Here is a 17,150-nt window from a genome sequence, read left to right as displayed (position 1 = left end):
CCAGGTCTGCGCCCGCGCTCGGCGCAAAAGGCCTTGGCCACAACGGACGTCAGGGGCGCGGGAGGGCGCCGGTCATGGTGCGTATGCGCGACCGAACAGGCTCCGGGCGACCACCAGCTTGGCGACCTGCGCGGTGCCGTCCGCGATCTCGAAACCCATCACATCACGCAGCCGCTGCGCCTGGGGATTGTCGGTGGACCAGGCGGCGTGACCAAAAGTCAGGATGGCCTGGTGGATCGCCTCCACCGAAACCTTGGGCGCCCACCACTTGACCATGCTGGCTTGGGCCGCGTGGTCCTGGCCGAGGTCTTTCAGGGCCAGCGCCTCGTAGCACAGGTGTCGCGCGCCGGCGAGGTAAGTGGCGTGCTCGACCAACGGGAACGCGACCCCCTGACGCGTGCTGATTGGGGCCCCGAAGGTGCGCCGCTCCCTCGCGTAGGCCATCGCGTCGGTCAGGGCCTGGTCGGCGGTTCCGATGGTCATCAGACCGATGATCGCGCGGGAGTATTCGAAGCCCTGCATGACCGAGATAAAGCCGGCTCCTTCGGCCCCGACCATCCGGTCGGCAGCAATCTCCTTGTCCTGGAAAAAGATCGAGCAGCGGCCGGCCGCGCGGTCGCCGACATCTGACAGCCGCACCACGTCCACACCGTCGGCGGTGAGGTCGACATAGAACGCGCTGATGCCACGGGCCCCGTCGCCGTCGGTGCGGGCAAAAACCATCGCGGTGTCGGCTTGGTCCGCCAGGGAGATCGACGTCTTCTCGCCGTTGAGCACCCAGCTCCCGTCCTCGCGGGGCGTTGCCCGCAGGGCGAGCGCGGCGGCATCCGATCCCGCGGTCGGCTCGGTGAGCGCCAGCGTCGGCAGGACGGAGCCGTCGGCAATTGCGGGCAACCATGCTCGGCGCTGCTCAGAGGTGGCCGACGAGGCGATGATCTCGGCGACGAGCGTCGTCGACAGCAGCAGATATGCCGCGTTGATGTTGCTGCGCGAGATCTCCTCGGCCGCGATCCCGACGATCACGGCGTCCGCGCCTTGTCCGCCAAACTCCTGCGGAATGCACAGCCCCAACAGGCCAAGTTGGGCCATGCCCGTGCGGATGGTCGGGTGCATGGTCCCGGTCGCGTCGTCGCTCTGGTAGTGCGGTGCCAGCTCACGCTCGGCGAACCGGCGGACCTCGACCCGGAAGGTTTCCTCGTCCTCAGTCCAGGGGCGGAACACGGCTCTCCTTAGGGTTCAGGGCGGATCGGACAGGGAGTTCGTCAGGGCCGCACGCGACCGAGTCAGGAATTCGGCCCAGCCTGCTGACGGAGGCGGTACTTGAGGATCTTGCCGCCGACGGTCTCGGGGAAGGAGTCGACGAACTGCACTTCTTTGGGGCTCTCGAATCCGGCGAGCCGCTCGCGGCACCAGGCCATGAGTTCCTCGGCAGTCACCTGGGACCCGGGAGAGCGCACCACGAAGATGGTGACCTTCTCGCCCCATCGGTCATCCTGCATACCGACTGCCGCGGCCCGCTCGACGCCTGGGTGGGCGGCGGCGACCGACTCCACCCGTATACTGGCGACGTTCTCGCCGCCGGACTTGATGATGTCCTTGTAGCGGTCGACCATCGTCTGGGAGCCGTCCGGCTCGTATTGGCAGCTGTCGCCGGAGTGGAACCAGTCCCCGCGAAAGGCCCACGCCGTTGCCTCGGGGTCGCGGAAATAGCCGGCGGTCACGATCGGTGAGCGATAGGCGGCCTCGCCGGGCATACCCACCTCACGAACGGGATTGCCATCGGGGTCAAGGAGCGCGGCCGCGAGCAGCGGGGTCGGGACACCCACGTGGTTGACCGTGCCCGCGGAGGAGACGACCTTCTCGGGATGCTGACCGAGCCAGAAGCGATAGCACGAGATCGCTTCTGTCTGCCCGAATGCCTCGACCAGGTCGAGTTGCGGGCCGGCGGCGCGGCGCAGCCGGTCGGCTACCTCGGGGGTCATTGCCGTCCATGCGAACAGTCCGACCGTGAGCGAGCCCAGGTCGACCTCGGGATGCTGCTCGGCGACGGCAACCGCCGCTTCGAGGAATCGGGGAGCACCACCCCACAGCGCCGTCGCCCGCTCCTCGGTCACCGCCTGGGCCACAGTCAGTGGGTCGAAGCGACGCCCGAGAATGCTGGTGCCGCCGGCCAGGAAGGCCGGGAAAATGCTCGCGTTGTGACCGCAGTGGTAGATAACCGGCACGTGGGTGGACAGGCGCAGTTCTTCCTCGTAGCGCAATCCACGAGTGACGGTACCCTTGAAGCCGAGCGCGGCGAGATAGCAGTAGGTGTGGCTGAACATGCACGCCTTGGGGGCCGAGGTTGTCCCGCTGGTGAAGAGCATCATCCAGATGTCGTCCCCGTGCAGGGGCAGGTCCACCTCGGGCGCAGATGTCGCGTGACCAGCCAGCCAGTCCGAGAACTCGATCGTCCCCTCGACCGTCGACCCGCCGACGGCGATCGTCACCGATGGCCGCAGGCCGACCTCGTCGAATGCCGGCGCTGCCGAGGCCCACAGCTCGGCATCGACGATCGCGTATGACGCATCGACCTTACGCAGGAGTTGGGCCGTCACCGAGTGGTGGAAGAGGGGATTGAGGGGCACGCATACCAGACCGGCCTTGGCGATGCCGAACATCGTGATGACTGCCTCGACGCTGTTGTCGCACAGGAGGGCAACGCGGGCGCTTCGCTCCAAGCCTGCCGCTTGCAGCGCGTGCGCCACCTGATTGGCCGCCTCGTCGGCCTCGCGATAGGTCATCTTGGCGAACCGGTCTGAGCCGTATGCGCCGGGCCGGCCGATAATCGCCGTTTTGTCGGGGACGCTCCACGTGAGCCGCTCAAGCAGGTCCCCCATGACCAGCCGATTGACCCGGTCGGTAGCTCGACGTCCGTGCAGGGTTTCGACGTCGGGCAGCGCCCCGGGGCGAACGCCAGCACTCGGCGTGGTGGTCATTGGAGTTCCTCTCCGCGATGGCCGGGTATCGACGGGCCGTTGCCAAACCCGTCGCGCATCGCTAGTGTTCTGGACATGAACTTAGACATAAATACTGATGCAGTCAAGGTTTCTGTCTCAGGTAGAATCGCTGTCGTGACGCTAGACCGTCCGGCCGCCCGCAATGCATGGGACGACTCGCTCGGCGTCGGAATGGAGTCGGTGTTCGCAGGCCTGGCGTCGCTGTCCGAGGTTCGCTCGGTGGTGCTCACCGGGTCGGGCAGCGTCTTTTGCGCAGGTGCCGATCTGGTGGCCGGCTTCCCGGTCCGGCCCGACGGCCACGACGACCTGCGCTCGACACTCCGCAATCGGTTCCACCCGGGATTTCTGGCCTTGCTCGATCTGCCCCAACCGGTAATCGCCGCTGTCCAGGGCCCGGCGATCGGCGCAGGTGCCTGCCTGGCGCTGGCCAGCGACATTGCGGTGATGGCCCGCTCGACCTATCTGCAGTTCCGCTTCGCAGCCATCGGGTTAATGCCCGATGTGGGAGCGACCGCACTGCTGTCGTCGGTTGTGGGCCCGGCGCTGGCCACCGAGATCCTGATGCTCGCCGAGAAGCTGGACGCCGAGACCTGTCACGCGCTGGGCTTGGTCAGCCGGATCGTGGACGAGAACCCGATGGACGAAGCGCTGTCCCTGGCCACCCGGCTCGCCCAGGGACCGACGCGCGCCTTCGCGACGACAAAGCGCGCCGTCCGCGCCTGGAGTTCTCGGGAACTGGCCACCCAGCTGGAGCTTGAGGCCGACCTGCAGCAAACGCTCGTGGCGACCGCGGACTGGCGTGAGGGGCGGGCAGCGTTCCGGGAGCGTCGCGACCCCGTCTTCCGAGGCGTGTGACAACCTGACCCTGTGACCCTTGGCGAGCCGGCTCTCCCCGCCCGGCCGTCTCCCGAGCGTCCAGGCGGGCAGCGCGCGGGCGACCTTGCTGAACGCATTCGGCGAGTTCACCCTTGACGCAGCTGCGCAGCCGCCAACCACTGGTGCGCTCCTGCGAACCCTCGGCGAGGTCGGTATCGGTCATCACGCCGCTCGTCAGGCCGTCACACGCTGCGCCCAGGGGGGATGGATCTCCGGGTTGCGCCAGGGCCGCCAGTCGCGCTGGGCTGTCACGGGTGCGGGCCGCGAACTGCTGTCTGACGGCATCGAGAGCGTCGAGGCACTCGGCGTCGATGGCCGAGCGGACGCTGTGGGCCGGCCGGCGGAATGGGACGGTCGCTGGCTCGTGCTGGTCGGCTCGGTTCCCCAGGATCGGCGCGCGGTGCGCGAGCGGTTCTACCGGGCGTTGCGGTGGAATGGGTTCGGTTCGCCCATGCCCGGCCTGTGGCTCTCCGCGCGACGGGGACGCCGCTCGCGCATCGCCGAATCGGTGCGGCGCTGCGGCCTGGAGGAATCGGTGACGGCCTTTGTCGGTGGCTGCGCCGAGATAGGTCTCAGCGAGGAGGCCTTGGTCGAGCAGGCGTGGGACCTCGACGAGATCGACGCGCGCTACGCCCAACTCGTTGACCGCCACTCCGCCGTCTCCGCCGCCACTGCCGCCGACTGCCTGATCGCCCTGCTCCACCTCGATCAGGAGTTGCAGTTCGCGCCCTCGTGGGATCCACAGCTACCGACCGAGCTGGCTCCGGGGCGGCGGGCGCGCGCTGACGCCGCGCGGCTGCTGAACCTGCGCGCGACGTGGTTGCCGCAGGCCAGGGACCGCTGGCAGTCACTGCAGACGAGCTGAGCCACCCCACCGACCTCCTGGCACCAACCACTGACCCTGCCGAACGAAGATGGGGCGAACTACTCAACCGTCGGCGGCGATAGCCTGGCTACAGTCCAGCCATGAAGGACGACGGACTGGCCATGCGCGTATGGCGCTCCACGCCCCTCGGCATCGTGCGCCGCGGCGTGCTGCGCGGCTCGGCGCTCGCGCTCACCGAGGTCTACGGCCTCTACAAGGTCCACCCAGCGGTGTGGCGCTGGACGGCGCGCAACTATCACCCCTCGATGGAGCGCCTCGCGCGGCTGCACGCGTGGATGACTTGCCAGTTCGCTTATCTGGACGTGCCGGCATATAAGGAGCATTTGCAGCAGAACGACTTCCACTTCGCCTGGTTCGACCTGACGTCCTATCCACCCACCAGCAAGGACGACTACGTCAAGAAGTACTCCGAGGAGCAGCGCTGCTGGGACGGCCACCTTGACCGCGTCGGCACGGTCGTCGACGAGTCGTCGGGCTCCTCGGGGACGCCGTTCAACTGGGTGCGCGGCAAGCGCGAACTCAACACGATCCATCGCAATGTGGCCGGCTTCACCACCCAGGTCTATCCCCGCCGGCGCCTGTTTGTCATCAACGCCTACTCGATGGGCGCGTGGGCGACCGGCACCAACACCGGGATCGCGATGGCCAAGATCGCCATGGTCAAGAACACCGGCCCCGATCTGGAGAAGATCGTCGACACGATCACCCACTTCGGGCCGAGCTACAACTACCTCGTGACGGCCTACCCGCCGTTCCTGAAGGATCTGCGCGACAAGCTCGACTCGATCGGCTTCGACTGGGATGCCTACCGGATGTATGGAATGGTTGGCGGCGAGGGCATGACCGAGGCGCTGCGGGACTACTGCGAGGAGCGCTTCCGGCGCGTGCTCTCCGGATATGGCGCCTCCGACCTGACGATCGGCATCGGCGGCGAGTCGCGGCTGACCGTCTGGCTGCGCGACCGGATCGTCGCCGACGAGGAGGTCAAGGCGGCGCTGCTCGGCGCCGACGAGACGCGGATCCCGATGATCTTCCAATACAACCCGCTGGAGACCTATCTGGAGACCAACGAGAACGGCGAGCTGCTCTGCACGCTGAACTCGAGCACGGTGCTCTCCCCCAAGCTGCGCTACAACATCGGCGACGAGGCCAAGCTGATGACCTTCCCCGAGCTGGCCGAGCTGATCGCGACTCGGCCCGACCTGCGCACCGGGTTTGTCGAGGCGCAGAGCATCGACCGGATGAAGCTGCCGCTGCTCTTCCTCTATGGCCGCGCCGACTCGACGGTCAGCTTCATGGGCGCCAACATCTACCCCCAGGACGTCGAATACGGCCTGTATGAAGGCAACCCACGGGCCAGCGAGATCGAGGGCTTCATGTTGACGCTCGAGGAGGGTGCGGACCTCGACTCCCGCCCGATCGTCAACATCTGCACGCGCGAGGGCGTTCACCTCGACGATCCCGGCCGCGAAGAACTCGGCAAGGCGTGCGAACAGGGCATCATCGAGCACCTGAAGAAGGTCTCCCGCGACTTCCGCCAGTCGCTGGAGGAGGACCCGAGCGCGGCCAAAATCGAGGTGCGCGTGCACGATTTCGGGACCGGACCCTTCGAGGGCGGCCCGTCGAAGATCAAGAAGGTCTACTTCCGCAAGGAGGAGGGCAGCGCCAAGGACGCGGCCCCGGCGGAGGCCGGCGCGTGAGGACCCGCGACTTCTCCCAGGCGCCGCGCCTGGCCCAGGCGAACGCGATGTTCACCGGCGCCACGCGCTACAACGGGCTGCGCGCCTGGATCACGCTCTGGTTCACCTGGCGCAAGCTGGTCAAGCGGATGCGCACGATGCCGGGCTATTGCTGGCACAAGGTCTATTGGGAGCGGCCGTTCACCCTCGGCACGATCGCCTACTTCGAGACCAAGGAGGACATGCTCACCATCGCCCGCTCCCCCGAGCACCGCAAGCTGATGCAATGGATCACCGAGGGGACCAAGAACGCCACCGGCGGCTACATCCGGCTGTTCATCGCCGAGCCCGACGGCTACTCCAACGGCGTCTGGCGCGCCGAGGAAAACATCATGCAGCACATCGAGAATTACACGGCAATGTCGTCCGACACGGGTCCGCGGCGGGTTGACGATCCCGCCAGCGAGATTGCCTGAGAGCTGATTCCGTATGCCGCCGCTCCGGATCGACCGCGTCCTCACCGAGGCGCAGTTCGCCGAGTTTGTCGAGCTGCCGCTGCGGCTGCACCCACGGGACCGCTATGTCCCGCTCCTGCAACCTCAGCTGCACGACTGGTGGACCGGCAAGCACCCGCAGGCTCGCTTCGGTCCGGTGGGGTTCTATCTCGCCCGGTCGGCGGACGGCCGGGCCGTCGGCCGGATCTGCTTGCACCACAACCCGAATTTCGACGACAAGGTCGAGGCTGAGACGCAACTGTTCGGGCTGTGCGAGTTCGACGACGCGGACGCCCTGCAGGCCATGCTCACGTATGCCGAGCGGGAGGCCCGCGCGGCCGCTCGAACCCAGGTGCTCGGCCCGGTTGCGTTGCTGCCCAACCAGACCGGAGGCGTGATCACCTCCGGCTTCGAGGAGCGCGGGTTCATGGACTCGCCGTGGAATCCGGAGCGCTACCCCGCAGCATACGAATCTCTCGGCTGTGACAGAGTTTTTGAGGGAGCGACGTGGATCTGCGAGGGGTTTTCGGGTCTCGACCCCGACACGACGTTTCGCTTCGACAGCACCCGGCTCGGCGAAGAGCGGCTCGAGGTGCGCCGGGCCACGAGGTGGCGGCTCGGCCGTGACCTGGAATCGATGCGAGGCGTGCTCAATGCCGCCTTCGCCGCCCTGCCCTACTACACCCCGATCACCGCGGCCGACCTCGGCGCTCAGACCGAGGGGCTGGCCTTCCTGCTCGACGAGTCGCTGTTCCTGACGCTGACCGCCGCGGGCGAGACCGTCGCGTTCGTCCTCGTCGTCCCCGATGTGAGCGAGTTCGTGATGGCCCGGGGCGGGCGGCTCGGCGTGCGTGATCAACTGGAACTGTTTGCCACCAAACGGGAATACCGGCGGGACGCAATCCTGATCATCAAAGGCACGCGTCCCGACGCGCAGGGCCGCGGCTATCTCACGCTGCTGTCGCGCGGGTTGATGCGCGCGCTGCAGCGCGGCGGCTACGAGCGGCTGCGCAGCACGTTCGTCGAGGACAGCAACGCCGGTTCCGCTGCGCAGTATGAGCGCATGGGTGGGCGGCAACTGCACCGGACGACGTTCTATCGCAGGGGCATTCAGTGATCGGCGGCTCGCTGCAACAGGAACAGCCGCTCGGGTGGGCCGAGGAGGTCGTGGCCCTGCGCGAGGTCTGGGGTCGCGCGCCGAGTGCGCACAACACCCAGCCATGGGTGCTGACGGCCGAGGATGACCGGCTGCTGTTGTCGTGGGACCCGGCGCGTGAACTCGTTGTCACCGACCCGACCCGGCGCGACCTGTGGCTGTCGCTGGGTGCCCTGGCCGAAAGCGTCGTCATTGCCGCCGGGGACGCCGACCACGACCTCGACGTATCCTGGGCGATTGACGCGCGAACCCATCAAGCGGCCGTCATTCGCCGCCGCGGGGATGTCCGCGACGATCGGAGGGCCGAGGACGCGTCGTCGAGTGCCGCTGCCGCAGCGGGGAACTGCGGCGGAGAGGGTCCCGCTTCCGGGCGGAGCCGGTTCGCCAGTGACGACCTGCTGGCCCGCCGCTGTGCGCGCGGGCCCTACCTGCGGCCGTTCGCCGACGAGGGCGAGATCGACCGGGTGGCCGCAGCGGCGGGCCTGGGCGACCTCAGCCTGAGCATCCTGCCCGCGAAGCTCGTCGAACGCCTGCTCCCGCAGGCCGACCGCTGGACCTACTCCACACCCGCCCAGGTGGACGAGCTGCGCCGGTGGCTGCGGCTGGGGGCCGGGCATCCGGCATACGAGCTGGATGGGTTGAGCGATGCGGCGCTGGCGCTGAGCACCGCGCAGGCACGAGCGCTCAGGATCACGCTGTCCACGCGGGTTTGGCCGGCCCTTTCCCGCCTCGGCGGGCCGGCGATCCTCGCCAAGGCGGGCGTGCAGCAGGACCTGGGCACGGTGGTCGCAGTGCATGCGTCCGAGTCCACGGCCGAGGCGCCAGAGGCGGTTTCCGAGGCCGGCCGGACGCTGCTGCGCGTCTGGCTCTCCGCCGGTCGAGCAGGCCTGCGCGTGCATCCGTTGAGCCAACTCATCGACGCCCCCGCCGTGGCGGACCACCTGCACGCGGCCCTGCCCGGCAGCCACCGTCGGGCGCTGTCGGTCTTCCGGATCGGCGTTCCGGCCCGGCAACCCACCCGCTCGGCCCGCCGAATATGAGCTAGATCACAGTTATGCGGTCACGGCAGCCACCCGCTGAGTCGACGTCGTCATAACCGAACAGGCGGGATTCACGAGGCGACGGAACAATGCTGTGCGACTGACGTTTCGGACACCTGGGGCGAGCATCGATCCACGCACGCTGGGGCACTGCGGCCGCCGCCGTCGCCTTGGCGCTGGGCGGTTATGCCTCGCCGGCCAGCACGAATGCAGGCCCCGACCGGCCGCAGACACCGGCGACTTCGCAGTCCCCGACCACACCGAGCCAGTCCAGCACGCCAAGCCAGTCCAGCACACCCAACCAGTCCAGCACACCCAACCCGGGCCGGCGAGATGCGGTCTCGCCCCAGGCGTTGACCACGTGGGGCTGGCGGTTGTCCGCTCTGCCCGATAGTGGCGACCTCCGGCCGGCGGCAGCCACCTTGACCCTGCGCGCCGACGGCGCCGGAGTCCTCTCCCTGCCCGGCTGCGGCCCGCTCACGCTGCGCTACCGGTCCACCGAGCACACGCTGTCAGTTGACCTGGGCCCCGACGCGCCGAACTGCAGCCAAACTGCCGCTCCGGGTGTCCGACTGGTCGACTTCGCGTCCCTGCGCGAAATCCTGGCAGGCGATCTCGACGTCATGCGGTTCAGCGAGGAGGAGTTCACCATCCGGTCGGCTGGCGGAGTCGAATCCACCTGGGGTGCAGCGTTGCCGGCCCAAGCCGGCATTGGGCAAATCCGCCGAGGTCGGCACTTCTGGGTGAGGTCTGATCAGCTGGAGTACGACCTCGGCGAAAAACGCAGACCTCAGCACAACTTCCGGGCAGACCCCAGCACAACTTCTGGGCAGGCAGCGCGCGAGTGACGGGCGATTCACAACAGGATGGTCGCAAAGGTGCCGATCTGTTGCATGCCGATCCGCTCATACATGCGGCGCGCGGCGGTGTTGTAGTCGTTGACATAGAGGGTGGCGGTCGGGGCGACTTCGGCGAGGACGAGTTCGAGAACCATCGCCATCGCGGCCGTGCCGAGGCCCTGGCCACGCAGCCGGGGGGCGAGCCAAACACCTTGCAGCTGAGCGCAGCCCAACGCCGCCGACCCGATGTCGGCCTTGAAGATGACCTCGCCCCGCTCGACGATCACATAGGTATGGCCCCGGTCGATCAGGCTGGCGATCAGCGCGCGATAGGCGCGCGCGGACCCCCGATAGGGCGGGTAGCCGATCTCGGCGGTGAACATGTGCGCCGCCGCCGGCAAGACCAGGTCGGTCTCCTCGGGCCGCGCCCGGCGCACTCGCTCGTCGAGAGCGACGCCCAGCCGCGAAGGCGCCACGGTCGTGGCCAAGTGCGGCTGGGTCGCGCGCACGGCCCGGGGCGTGCCCCAGCTGGACTCCAGCCGGTGCCACAAGTCGAGAACCTGGTCGTCCGGCCCGAGCAGCGAGGCGGCCCGCCGCGCCCAGCGACGGGCCTTGTCGGCCAGCACCTGCCGGGAATGCGCCTGGGTTTCGACGGGGACGACGTTCGCACTGTTCCATAACAGGGCCTCAAGCCGGCCGTCCTCCTCATACCCGACCAGAGTGCCAGCGGTGCCGCTGAGGCCCTCGCGGATGCGGGCGGCGACGAAGACATTGTCGGCCGGGTGTCGAGCGCACAGTTCCAAGGCGGCGTCCCGGTCGGACACGCCGAGCACGCGCGTCGGCGTCCGGGTTCGCAGCACCCCTCCAGCCTGCCTCCTCGGGGCGGTTCTGTCACGCCACCACGGCGATCCGCGGCTGACCGGCTCCTCGCGCGCAGGCCACCTGCCGGGTCGCGCACGCCCTCGGATTGCGCGTTGAGTACAGTCCTCCCGTGCCAGCATCCGCGCCCACGATCGACATCGTCGTGGTCGGCGCGCAAAAGGGGTTGAGCACGGCCCTGGCCCACGTGTTGGGTGAGCATCCCGATGTCGAGATGGCGGCGCAGGAGTTCCATGGATTCCTGGATGCACCGTATGCCGCGGGCCACTGGCGAGCGGCATACGATCTCTTCCGCACGACCGCACCTCATCACGGGTTCAAGTGCGCCTCCTATTTCGCCGATCCAGCACTGCCGGAGCGGCTGCGTCACCACTTCGATAGCGCGCACATCGTTGTGGGACTGCGGCATCCGGTGGACCGCGCCGTGTCGGCCTGGCACTGGTATATCAAGGAGGGCCTGCTCCCCCCCGTCCCCGCCGACATCGGGCTGACCCGCGTACTCGACGGGGATGCCGTCGGCTACACCTGGCGGCACGCGACCGAGGTCCTTGACTGGGGGTTGTATGCCGAGCACCTGGCCCGCTGGCGAGCGGCCTTCCCTGCCGGTGCCGTGCACGTTGTGACCGACATTCAGCTGGCTCACGACCCGGATGGCGCGATGCGCGCACTGCGGCGCGATCTGGGCCTCGCGAGCATCGCCGCACCGCCCCTCCCCCGGCTGAACACGGGGGTCTATTCGATGCCGCGACTGCGCTGGCTGGCCCAGCGCGGCCGGCTGCGTTGGCGCGCCGACGCCGACGGCATCTGGAGCCCCCAACGGCCGACCCGGCCGCTGCCCCGGCTCACCGACGCGGCGATCACCGGCATCGACCGCTTCGTGCTGGCGCGCGTCTGCCCGAATGATCCGCCGACGCTGCCGCCACGCCTGCGGGCTCGGCTGACCGACTACTTTCGCGCGGACATCGCCCAGCTGGCCGCGGACATCGGCCAGGACCTGAGTGCTTGGACCGCCCCCGGCCCAGCGCACGGGTGAGGCCCTCTCAACCTCACGTATGCCGATCACCCCACGGTGACGGTCGGCGTGGCGCCCTCCTCGGCGGGTTCGCCCATCTCGTCGGCCAGGCGCAGGGCCTCCTCGATGAGGGTCTCGACGATCTTGGCCTCTGGGACGGTCTTGATGACCTCACCCTTGACGAAGATCTGCCCCTTGCCGTTGCCGGAGGCGACGCCGAGGTCGGCCTCTCGGGCCTCACCGGGGCCGTTGACGACACAGCCCATGACCGCGACGCGCAGCGGGACCGTCATTCCCTCCAGCCCGGCGGTCACCTCGTCGGCGAGTTTGTAGACGTCCACTTGCGCCCGCCCACACGAGGGGCAGGAGACGATCTCCAGCTTGCGCGGCTTGAGATTGAGGCTCTGCAGAATCTGGATGCCGACCTTGACCTCCTCGACCGGAAGTGCGGAGAGCGAGACCCGGATGGTGTCGCCGATCCCGCGGGAGAGCAGCGCCCCGAAGGCGGTCGCGGACTTGATCGTGCCCTGGAAGGCCGGCCCGGCCTCGGTGACCCCGAGGTGCAGCGGCCAGTCGCCACGCTCGCTGAGCAGTTCGTAAGCCTGCACCATCACGACGGGGTCGTTGTGCTTGACCGAGATCTTGAAGTCGTGGAAGTCGTGCTCCTCGAACAGGCTCGCCTCCCAGACGGCCGATTCGACGAGCGCCTCGGGGGTCGCCTTGCCGTATTTGGCAAGCAGCCGCTTGTCGAGCGAGCCGGCGTTGACGCCGATGCGCAGCGAGACGCCGGCCTCCTTGGCGCGCTTGGCGATCTCGCCGACCTGGTCGTCGAACTGCCGGATATTGCCGGGGTTGACCCGCACCGCCGCGCAGGCGGCGTCGATCGCGGCGAAGACATACTTGGGCTGGAAGTGGATGTCGGCGATGACCGGGATCTGGCTCTTGCGGGCGATCGCGGGCAGGGCATCGGCATCGTCCTGGCTCGGGCAGGCGACCCGCACGATGTCGCACCCGGCGGCGGTCAGTTCGGCGATCTGCTGCAAGGTTGCGTTCACATCGGCCGTCAGCGTCGTCGTCATCGACTGCACCGAGATCGGCGCATCGCCGCCGACCTCGACCTTGCCGACCGTGATCTTGCGGGTCGGCCGGCGCGGGGCCAGGACGGGCGGGGGGATGGCGGGCAGGCCGAGGGCAACACTCACGATCGGCAATTATCCCTCAGCAGAGCACACAACGAAGTCAGGTGCGGTAGAGCACCCGCATATCGGGGCGCAGCGCCTCGACCGGGACGATGTCCTTGCCGAACGGCACGCAGGTGACCGGCAGCATCTTCAGGTTGCCCAGAGCGAGGGGGATGCCGATGATCGTGATCGCGCACGCAATCGCGGTGACGATGTGACCGAGAGCGAGCCACCAGCCGGCGAGCACGAACCAGATGACGTTCATCAGCGCCGAGCCGGCCCCGGCATACGGCTTGGCGACGATGACATTGCCAAACGGCCAGAGCGCAAACAGCGCCATCCGGAAGCTGGCCACCGCGAACGGGATCGTGATGATCGGAATGATCATGATCAGCGCCGCAAACAGATAACCGATCGCCAGCCAGAACCCGGCGAACACCAGCCAGATGAGGTTGAGCAGAACCTTCACGAGAACACCCCCATGCCGAAGGAGAGCCCGACTACCCGCGCAGCCGGACCGGGTTGACGATATCGGCATACATGAGCAACGCCGACATCACGATCAGGAGTGAGGCGACGGCATACGCCAACGGCAGTGCCTTGGTGACGTCGACGGGGCCGGGGTCAGGACGGCCGAGCAGCTTGTAGCCGCGCTTCTTGACGCCCTCCCACAGGGCGCCGATGACGTGCCCGCCGTCGAGTGGGAGCAGCGGGATGAGGTTGAAGACGAACAGCGCGAGGTTGAGCGAGCCGAGCAGGCTGATCAGGACGACCACCTTGTCGCTGGCGGAGGCGATCTCGGTGGTCGAGGCGACCTCGCCGGCCACCCGGCCCACGCCGACGACGGAGATCGGGCCGTTCTTGTCCCGCTCGCCGCCGCCGAAGGCGGCCTGGGCGATGCCGACCATCTTTTCGGGGATGGCCAAGACGACTCCGGCGGTGGTGGCGATCTGTTCGCCGATCAGCCCGGGGACGGCGGTGGTCGGCTGTTTGACGTATGCCGGGGTTCCCGCCGCCCCGAGGAAGCCGGCTCGCTCGGTCACGGGGTTGCCGTCGTCGTCCGTGGTCGGCTCGCCGTCTTTGTCAAAGACGGGCAGGTTGATCGCCAGCGGCGTGGCGTGCAGGGTCAGGGTCTGGCCGGCGCGCTCGACGACGACATCGATCGGTTTGCCGGCGTTGGCGCGGATGATCGCCCGGGCGTCGTCCCAGGTCTGCAGCGACTGGCCGGCGACGGAGACGACCCGGTCGCCCGGCTTGAGGCCGGCGGCGTTGGCCGGGGCAATCGGCATACCGGAAGCGCAGGCGGTTTTGGTCGATTGGCTGGTGGCCGAGGTGTCGATGCACTGGGAGACCGAGGAGATGACCGGCGTGGTCTCGGGCAGCCCGTGCAGCGTAAACAGGCCGGTGAAGACGACAACGGCGATGAGCAGGTTCATCACTGGCCCGCCGAGCATGATCGTGACCTTCTTGGGGACCGACAGCTTCCAAAAGACGCGGTTCTCGTCGCCCGGTTTGACCTCGCTCATGCTCTGGTTGCGGGCCTCGTCCATCAGTTGGCTGAACCGGCCGGTGCTGGAGACGCGCACGGTGTTGGGATCCTCGCCCTTCTTGGGCGGGAACATCCCGATCATCTTGACGTAGCCCCCGAGCGGGATCGCCTTGACGCCGTATTCGGTCTCGCCGCGTTTGGTCGACCACAGCGTCGGGCCGAAGCCGACCATGTATTGCGGCACGCGCACGCCGAACCGTTTGGCCGGCAGCAGGTGGCCGATCTCATGCAGCCCGATCGACAGGCCGACGCCGAAGACGACGACCAGCACCCCCAGCAGATACAGCATTCCGTGCCCTTCGTGCGATGAACCGAGGTCTATAACGCCTGGGACGTCGATAACACTCCCAGGGTTGCCTGCGGGAGCTACGGCGTCGCTAGAGGCCGAGCATCTCCCTGGCCGTATGCCGCGCCCACCCGTCCGCGGCCAGCACGCCGTCCACCGTGCCCGCGTCGCCGCCGGAGTGCACGTCCACCACCCGGGCGACGGTGTCGACGATGTCGAGGAAGCCGATCAGCCCGTCATGGAAGGCATCGACGCACACCTCGTTGGCGGCGTTGTAGACCGCCGGGAAGGTGCCACCCGCCATCCCGACCTGCCGCGCCAGCCGCACGGCCGGGAAGGCGGCATCGTCGAGCGGGAAGAACTCCCACGTGCTCGCCTGGCTCCAGTCGCAGGCCGGCGCGGCGTTGGGCACCCGGTCGGGCCACGCCATACCGAGCGCGATCGGGATGAGCATGCTCGGCGGGGAGACCTGCGCCAGCGTCGAGCCGTCGGTGAATTCGACCATCGAGTGCACGATCGACTGCGGGTGCACGACGACGGCGATCTTCTCGAACGGGATGTCGAAGAGCAGATGCGCCTCGATGACCTCCAGGCCCTTGTTGACCAGCGTCGCCGAATTCGTGGTCACCACCTTGCCCATGTCCCACGTCGGGTGCGCCAGCGCCTCCCGCGGCGTCACCTCCCGCAGCGACTCGCGGGAGCGGCCCCGGAACGGCCCACCGCTCGCGGTGAGCACGAGCCGGCGGACCTCCGGCGCCGACCCGCCTCGCAGGCACTGCGCCAGCGCGCTGTGCTCGGAATCGACCGGCACGATCTGGCCCGGGGCCGCGGCCGCCTTGACCAGCGGCCCGCCGACGATCAGCGACTCCTTGTTGGCCAGGGCCAGCGTCGATCCGGCCGCCAGCGCCGCGAGCGTCGGGCGCAGCCCGATCGATCCGGTGATCCCGTTGAGCACGACGTCGGCGGCACATCCGGCCGCCCGGGTCGCCGCCTCCTCCCCGGCCACAATCTCCGGCTCGTATGCCGCTTGCCCGGCCGCCGCGGCATACGAGCCGATCGCGGTGCGCACCTGCTCCGCGGGCACGCTGGCGGCGGCGACCAGCGGCACCGCGAACTCGACCGCCTGGCGGGCGAGCAGATCGAGGTTGCCGCCGGCCGCGAGCGCGGCGACTGTGAACCGGTCGGGGTTGCGGGCGATGACGTCGAGGGCCTGGGTGCCGATCGAGCCGGTCGAGCCCAGCACGGCGACGGAGCGGGTGGTCACGCGCTCATTCTCCCCCGCGGCCATCGCCTACCGGTCGACGACAATCGTGTGCGCCGCCGGATGCCGCCGGGCGAGGTCGTCGAGCAGGTCCACGATCGCGTCGTGGGTCACCGGGTCGGCGGCGGCGAAAAAGCGCGCGCCGTCCCAGATCAGCGACCACGGCCCGTCCTGGCGGGCGGCGACATCGCGCACGCAGTCCCACAGCGCATCGAGGTTGTGCCCGAAATAGTCCGGGAAGTGCAGCACCTCGGCGAACAGGCGCAGCGTCTCGGCCTTGTCGTCACCCGCCGGAACAACGTGCACGACGCGGCCGTCGGCGCGCTCGCTCTGGACGAGGGTGGCGATCGCGGTGTCCGGGCCGAGCCGGCGCACACCTGGGGCGGTCACTGGCCCTCCTCGATCTGCCGGAAGCTGTCGTAGTGGTCGTCGGTGTAGTAGCGGTCGGCGTCGGCGCCGCTGACGATCCGCCGCGCTCCGCGGTCGTCGGATCCAGGTGTCTGGACGGTGTATTCGCGATAGTAGCCGCGTTGGCGCCGCGGCAGGATGCGTTCGCGGTTCTCGAAGACGTCGTCGTCCGCGGCATAGGGATAGGGACCGCCGGCGCGGATCAGCGCGAGCGTCCGCTGGGCCTCGGCGGGCAACTGGGATTCGGCGATCGTCGCCAGCCCGGATTCCGGCGTCGCGGACTGCCGCGTCGCGCTCCCCGGCGCGCTGGTCGTGGTGGAGGCGGTCTTCGGCGAAGCCGAGGCGGTCGAAGTCGAGGTGGCGGAGCCGGGCCCCGACGTCCCCGGCGTTCCGCTGCTGGGCACCCACACCGCCGAGTGGCTCGGCTGCGGCGTGGCCGTCCCGCCGCTGTCCCGCCCAAAGCCCCACCACAGCAGGGCAACACAAAGCGCGACGCCGACGAGCACCACCAGCTGCCGGTCGGCCTTCCTGTGCCCCATCGGGTTCGGCATCCTTCCACGCGGCGCTCCGGTCGCACGCAGCGTTCCGGGCCGGTGCGGGGTTTC

Annotated in this window: 18 protein-coding genes; 8 read left to right on the top strand and 10 right to left on the bottom strand. The window is 68.7% G+C overall.

The features are described from left to right. Positions 1 to 72: 72 nt before the first annotated feature. Positions 73 to 1,221 (bottom strand): acyl-CoA dehydrogenase family protein, encoded by a 1,149-nt coding sequence (locus V9G19_RS25875; RefSeq protein ID WP_462288263.1) that lies wholly within the window; start codon positions 1,219 to 1,221, stop codon positions 73 to 75. A 62-nt stretch (positions 1,222 to 1,283) separates the two neighbouring features. Then, complete coding sequence (locus tag V9G19_RS25870; protein ID WP_462288262.1) at positions 1,284 to 2,978, bottom strand: class I adenylate-forming enzyme family protein; 1,695 nt, start codon at positions 2,976 to 2,978, stop codon at positions 1,284 to 1,286. A gap of 75 nt (positions 2,979 to 3,053) precedes the next feature. Between V9G19_RS25870 and V9G19_RS25865 the strand changes: the two genes are divergently transcribed. From V9G19_RS25865 to V9G19_RS25840, 6 genes are all read left to right on the top strand, one after another. Then, positions 3,054 to 3,854 (top strand): enoyl-CoA hydratase/isomerase family protein, encoded by an 801-nt coding sequence (locus V9G19_RS25865; RefSeq protein WP_462288490.1) that lies wholly within the window; start codon positions 3,054 to 3,056, stop codon positions 3,852 to 3,854. Between the two features lie 19 nt (positions 3,855 to 3,873). Continuing rightward, positions 3,874 to 4,740, top strand: coding sequence for a PaaX family transcriptional regulator C-terminal domain-containing protein (locus V9G19_RS25860; protein ID WP_462288261.1), 867 nt, complete (start codon positions 3,874 to 3,876; stop codon positions 4,738 to 4,740). Between the two features lie 101 nt (positions 4,741 to 4,841). Beyond that, positions 4,842 to 6,461, top strand: a complete 1,620-nt coding sequence (locus V9G19_RS25855; RefSeq protein WP_462288260.1) for a phenylacetate--CoA ligase family protein — start codon at positions 4,842 to 4,844, stop codon at positions 6,459 to 6,461. Continuing rightward, positions 6,458 to 6,916, top strand: coding sequence for a DUF4188 domain-containing protein (locus V9G19_RS25850; RefSeq protein WP_462288259.1), 459 nt, complete (start codon positions 6,458 to 6,460; stop codon positions 6,914 to 6,916). Before V9G19_RS25855 ends, V9G19_RS25850 begins: the two co-directional genes overlap by 4 nt. Before the next feature lie 13 nt (positions 6,917 to 6,929). Continuing rightward, positions 6,930 to 8,051, top strand: coding sequence for a GNAT family N-acetyltransferase (locus V9G19_RS25845; RefSeq protein WP_462288258.1), 1,122 nt, complete (start codon positions 6,930 to 6,932; stop codon positions 8,049 to 8,051). Continuing rightward, complete coding sequence (locus V9G19_RS25840) at positions 8,048 to 9,130, top strand: nitroreductase family protein (RefSeq protein ID WP_462288257.1); 1,083 nt, start codon at positions 8,048 to 8,050, stop codon at positions 9,128 to 9,130. The genes V9G19_RS25845 and V9G19_RS25840 overlap by 4 nt, the downstream gene beginning before the upstream one ends. 184 nt (positions 9,131 to 9,314) lie before the next feature. Here the strand turns inward: V9G19_RS25840 and V9G19_RS25835 are convergent, their stop codons facing one another. Further along, positions 9,315 to 9,491, bottom strand: coding sequence for a hypothetical protein (locus V9G19_RS25835; protein ID WP_462288256.1), 177 nt, complete (start codon positions 9,489 to 9,491; stop codon positions 9,315 to 9,317). Positions 9,492 to 9,552: 61 nt separating this feature from the next. Between V9G19_RS25835 and V9G19_RS25830 the strand changes: the two genes are divergently transcribed. Continuing rightward, positions 9,553 to 9,978 (top strand): hypothetical protein, encoded by a 426-nt coding sequence (locus V9G19_RS25830; RefSeq protein ID WP_462288255.1) that lies wholly within the window; start codon positions 9,553 to 9,555, stop codon positions 9,976 to 9,978. 8 nt (positions 9,979 to 9,986) lie between these two features. Here the strand turns inward: V9G19_RS25830 and V9G19_RS25825 are convergent, their stop codons facing one another. Next, positions 9,987 to 10,829: a GNAT family N-acetyltransferase gene (locus V9G19_RS25825; RefSeq protein ID WP_462288254.1), complete on the bottom strand. Its 843-nt coding sequence runs from the start codon at positions 10,827 to 10,829 to the stop codon at positions 9,987 to 9,989. Between the two features lie 131 nt (positions 10,830 to 10,960). On the opposite strand from V9G19_RS25825, the gene V9G19_RS25820 reads away from it, so the two are divergent. Continuing rightward, on the top strand, positions 10,961 to 11,881 hold the full coding sequence (locus tag V9G19_RS25820) for a hypothetical protein (RefSeq protein ID WP_462288253.1): 921 nt from the start codon (positions 10,961 to 10,963) through the stop codon (positions 11,879 to 11,881). Between the two features lie 26 nt (positions 11,882 to 11,907). On the opposite strand, the gene ispG is transcribed toward V9G19_RS25820, so the two are convergent. The 6 genes from ispG to V9G19_RS25790 all read right to left on the bottom strand — a co-directional run bounded on the left by ispG (position 11,908) and on the right by V9G19_RS25790 (position 17,084). Next, positions 11,908 to 13,062, bottom strand: a complete 1,155-nt coding sequence (gene ispG / locus V9G19_RS25815) for a flavodoxin-dependent (E)-4-hydroxy-3-methylbut-2-enyl-diphosphate synthase (protein WP_462288252.1) — start codon at positions 13,060 to 13,062, stop codon at positions 11,908 to 11,910. 37 nt (positions 13,063 to 13,099) lie between these two features. Further along, positions 13,100 to 13,510, bottom strand: a complete 411-nt coding sequence (locus tag V9G19_RS25810; protein ID WP_462288251.1) for a YccF domain-containing protein — start codon at positions 13,508 to 13,510, stop codon at positions 13,100 to 13,102. Between the two features lie 31 nt (positions 13,511 to 13,541). Next, positions 13,542 to 14,879: a M50 family metallopeptidase gene (locus tag V9G19_RS25805; RefSeq protein ID WP_462288250.1), complete on the bottom strand. Its 1,338-nt coding sequence runs from the start codon at positions 14,877 to 14,879 to the stop codon at positions 13,542 to 13,544. Between the two features lie 88 nt (positions 14,880 to 14,967). Continuing rightward, a complete protein-coding gene (gene dxr, locus V9G19_RS25800) occupies positions 14,968 to 16,164 on the bottom strand; it encodes a 1-deoxy-D-xylulose-5-phosphate reductoisomerase (protein ID WP_462288249.1) in 1,197 nt (398 codons plus the stop codon). 3 nt (positions 16,165 to 16,167) lie between these two features. After that, positions 16,168 to 16,527 carry a barstar family protein gene (locus V9G19_RS25795; protein ID WP_462288248.1) on the bottom strand — a complete coding sequence of 120 codons (360 nt, stop codon included), beginning with the start codon at positions 16,525 to 16,527 and terminating at the stop codon, positions 16,168 to 16,170. After that, positions 16,524 to 17,084: a guanyl-specific ribonuclease gene (locus V9G19_RS25790; RefSeq protein ID WP_462288247.1), complete on the bottom strand. Its 561-nt coding sequence runs from the start codon at positions 17,082 to 17,084 to the stop codon at positions 16,524 to 16,526. The genes V9G19_RS25795 and V9G19_RS25790 overlap by 4 nt, the downstream gene beginning before the upstream one ends. Positions 17,085 to 17,150: the final 66 nt, after the last annotated feature.

The organism is Nostocoides sp., assembly GCF_037045025.1.
Lineage (GTDB): Bacteria > Actinomycetota > Actinomycetes > Actinomycetales > Dermatophilaceae > Nostocoides_A.
The sequence above is the reverse complement of the archived record's forward strand: the minus strand, read 5'-3'. Positions and strand labels throughout refer to the sequence as shown.

What these genes read in the sequence shown, in the direction of transcription:
- V9G19_RS25870 (WP_462288262.1), bottom strand. Translation starts at nt 2,978, where the DNA reads ATGACCACCACGCCGAGTGCTGGCGTTCGCCCCGGGGCGCTGCCCGAC.
- V9G19_RS25865 (WP_462288490.1), top strand. Translation starts at nt 3,054, where the DNA reads ATGAACTTAGACATAAATACTGATGCAGTCAAGGTTTCTGTCTCAGGT.
- V9G19_RS25855 (WP_462288260.1), top strand. Translation starts at nt 4,842, where the DNA reads ATGAAGGACGACGGACTGGCCATGCGCGTATGGCGCTCCACGCCCCTC.
- V9G19_RS25845 (WP_462288258.1), top strand. Translation starts at nt 6,930, where the DNA reads ATGCCGCCGCTCCGGATCGACCGCGTCCTCACCGAGGCGCAGTTCGCC.
- V9G19_RS25805 (WP_462288250.1), bottom strand. Translation starts at nt 14,879, where the DNA reads ATGCTGTATCTGCTGGGGGTGCTGGTCGTCGTCTTCGGCGTCGGCCTG.
- dxr (WP_462288249.1), bottom strand. Translation starts at nt 16,164, where the DNA reads ATGGCCGCGGGGGAGAATGAGCGCGTGACCACCCGCTCCGTCGCCGTG.
- V9G19_RS25790 (WP_462288247.1), bottom strand. Translation starts at nt 17,084, where the DNA reads ATGGGGCACAGGAAGGCCGACCGGCAGCTGGTGGTGCTCGTCGGCGTC.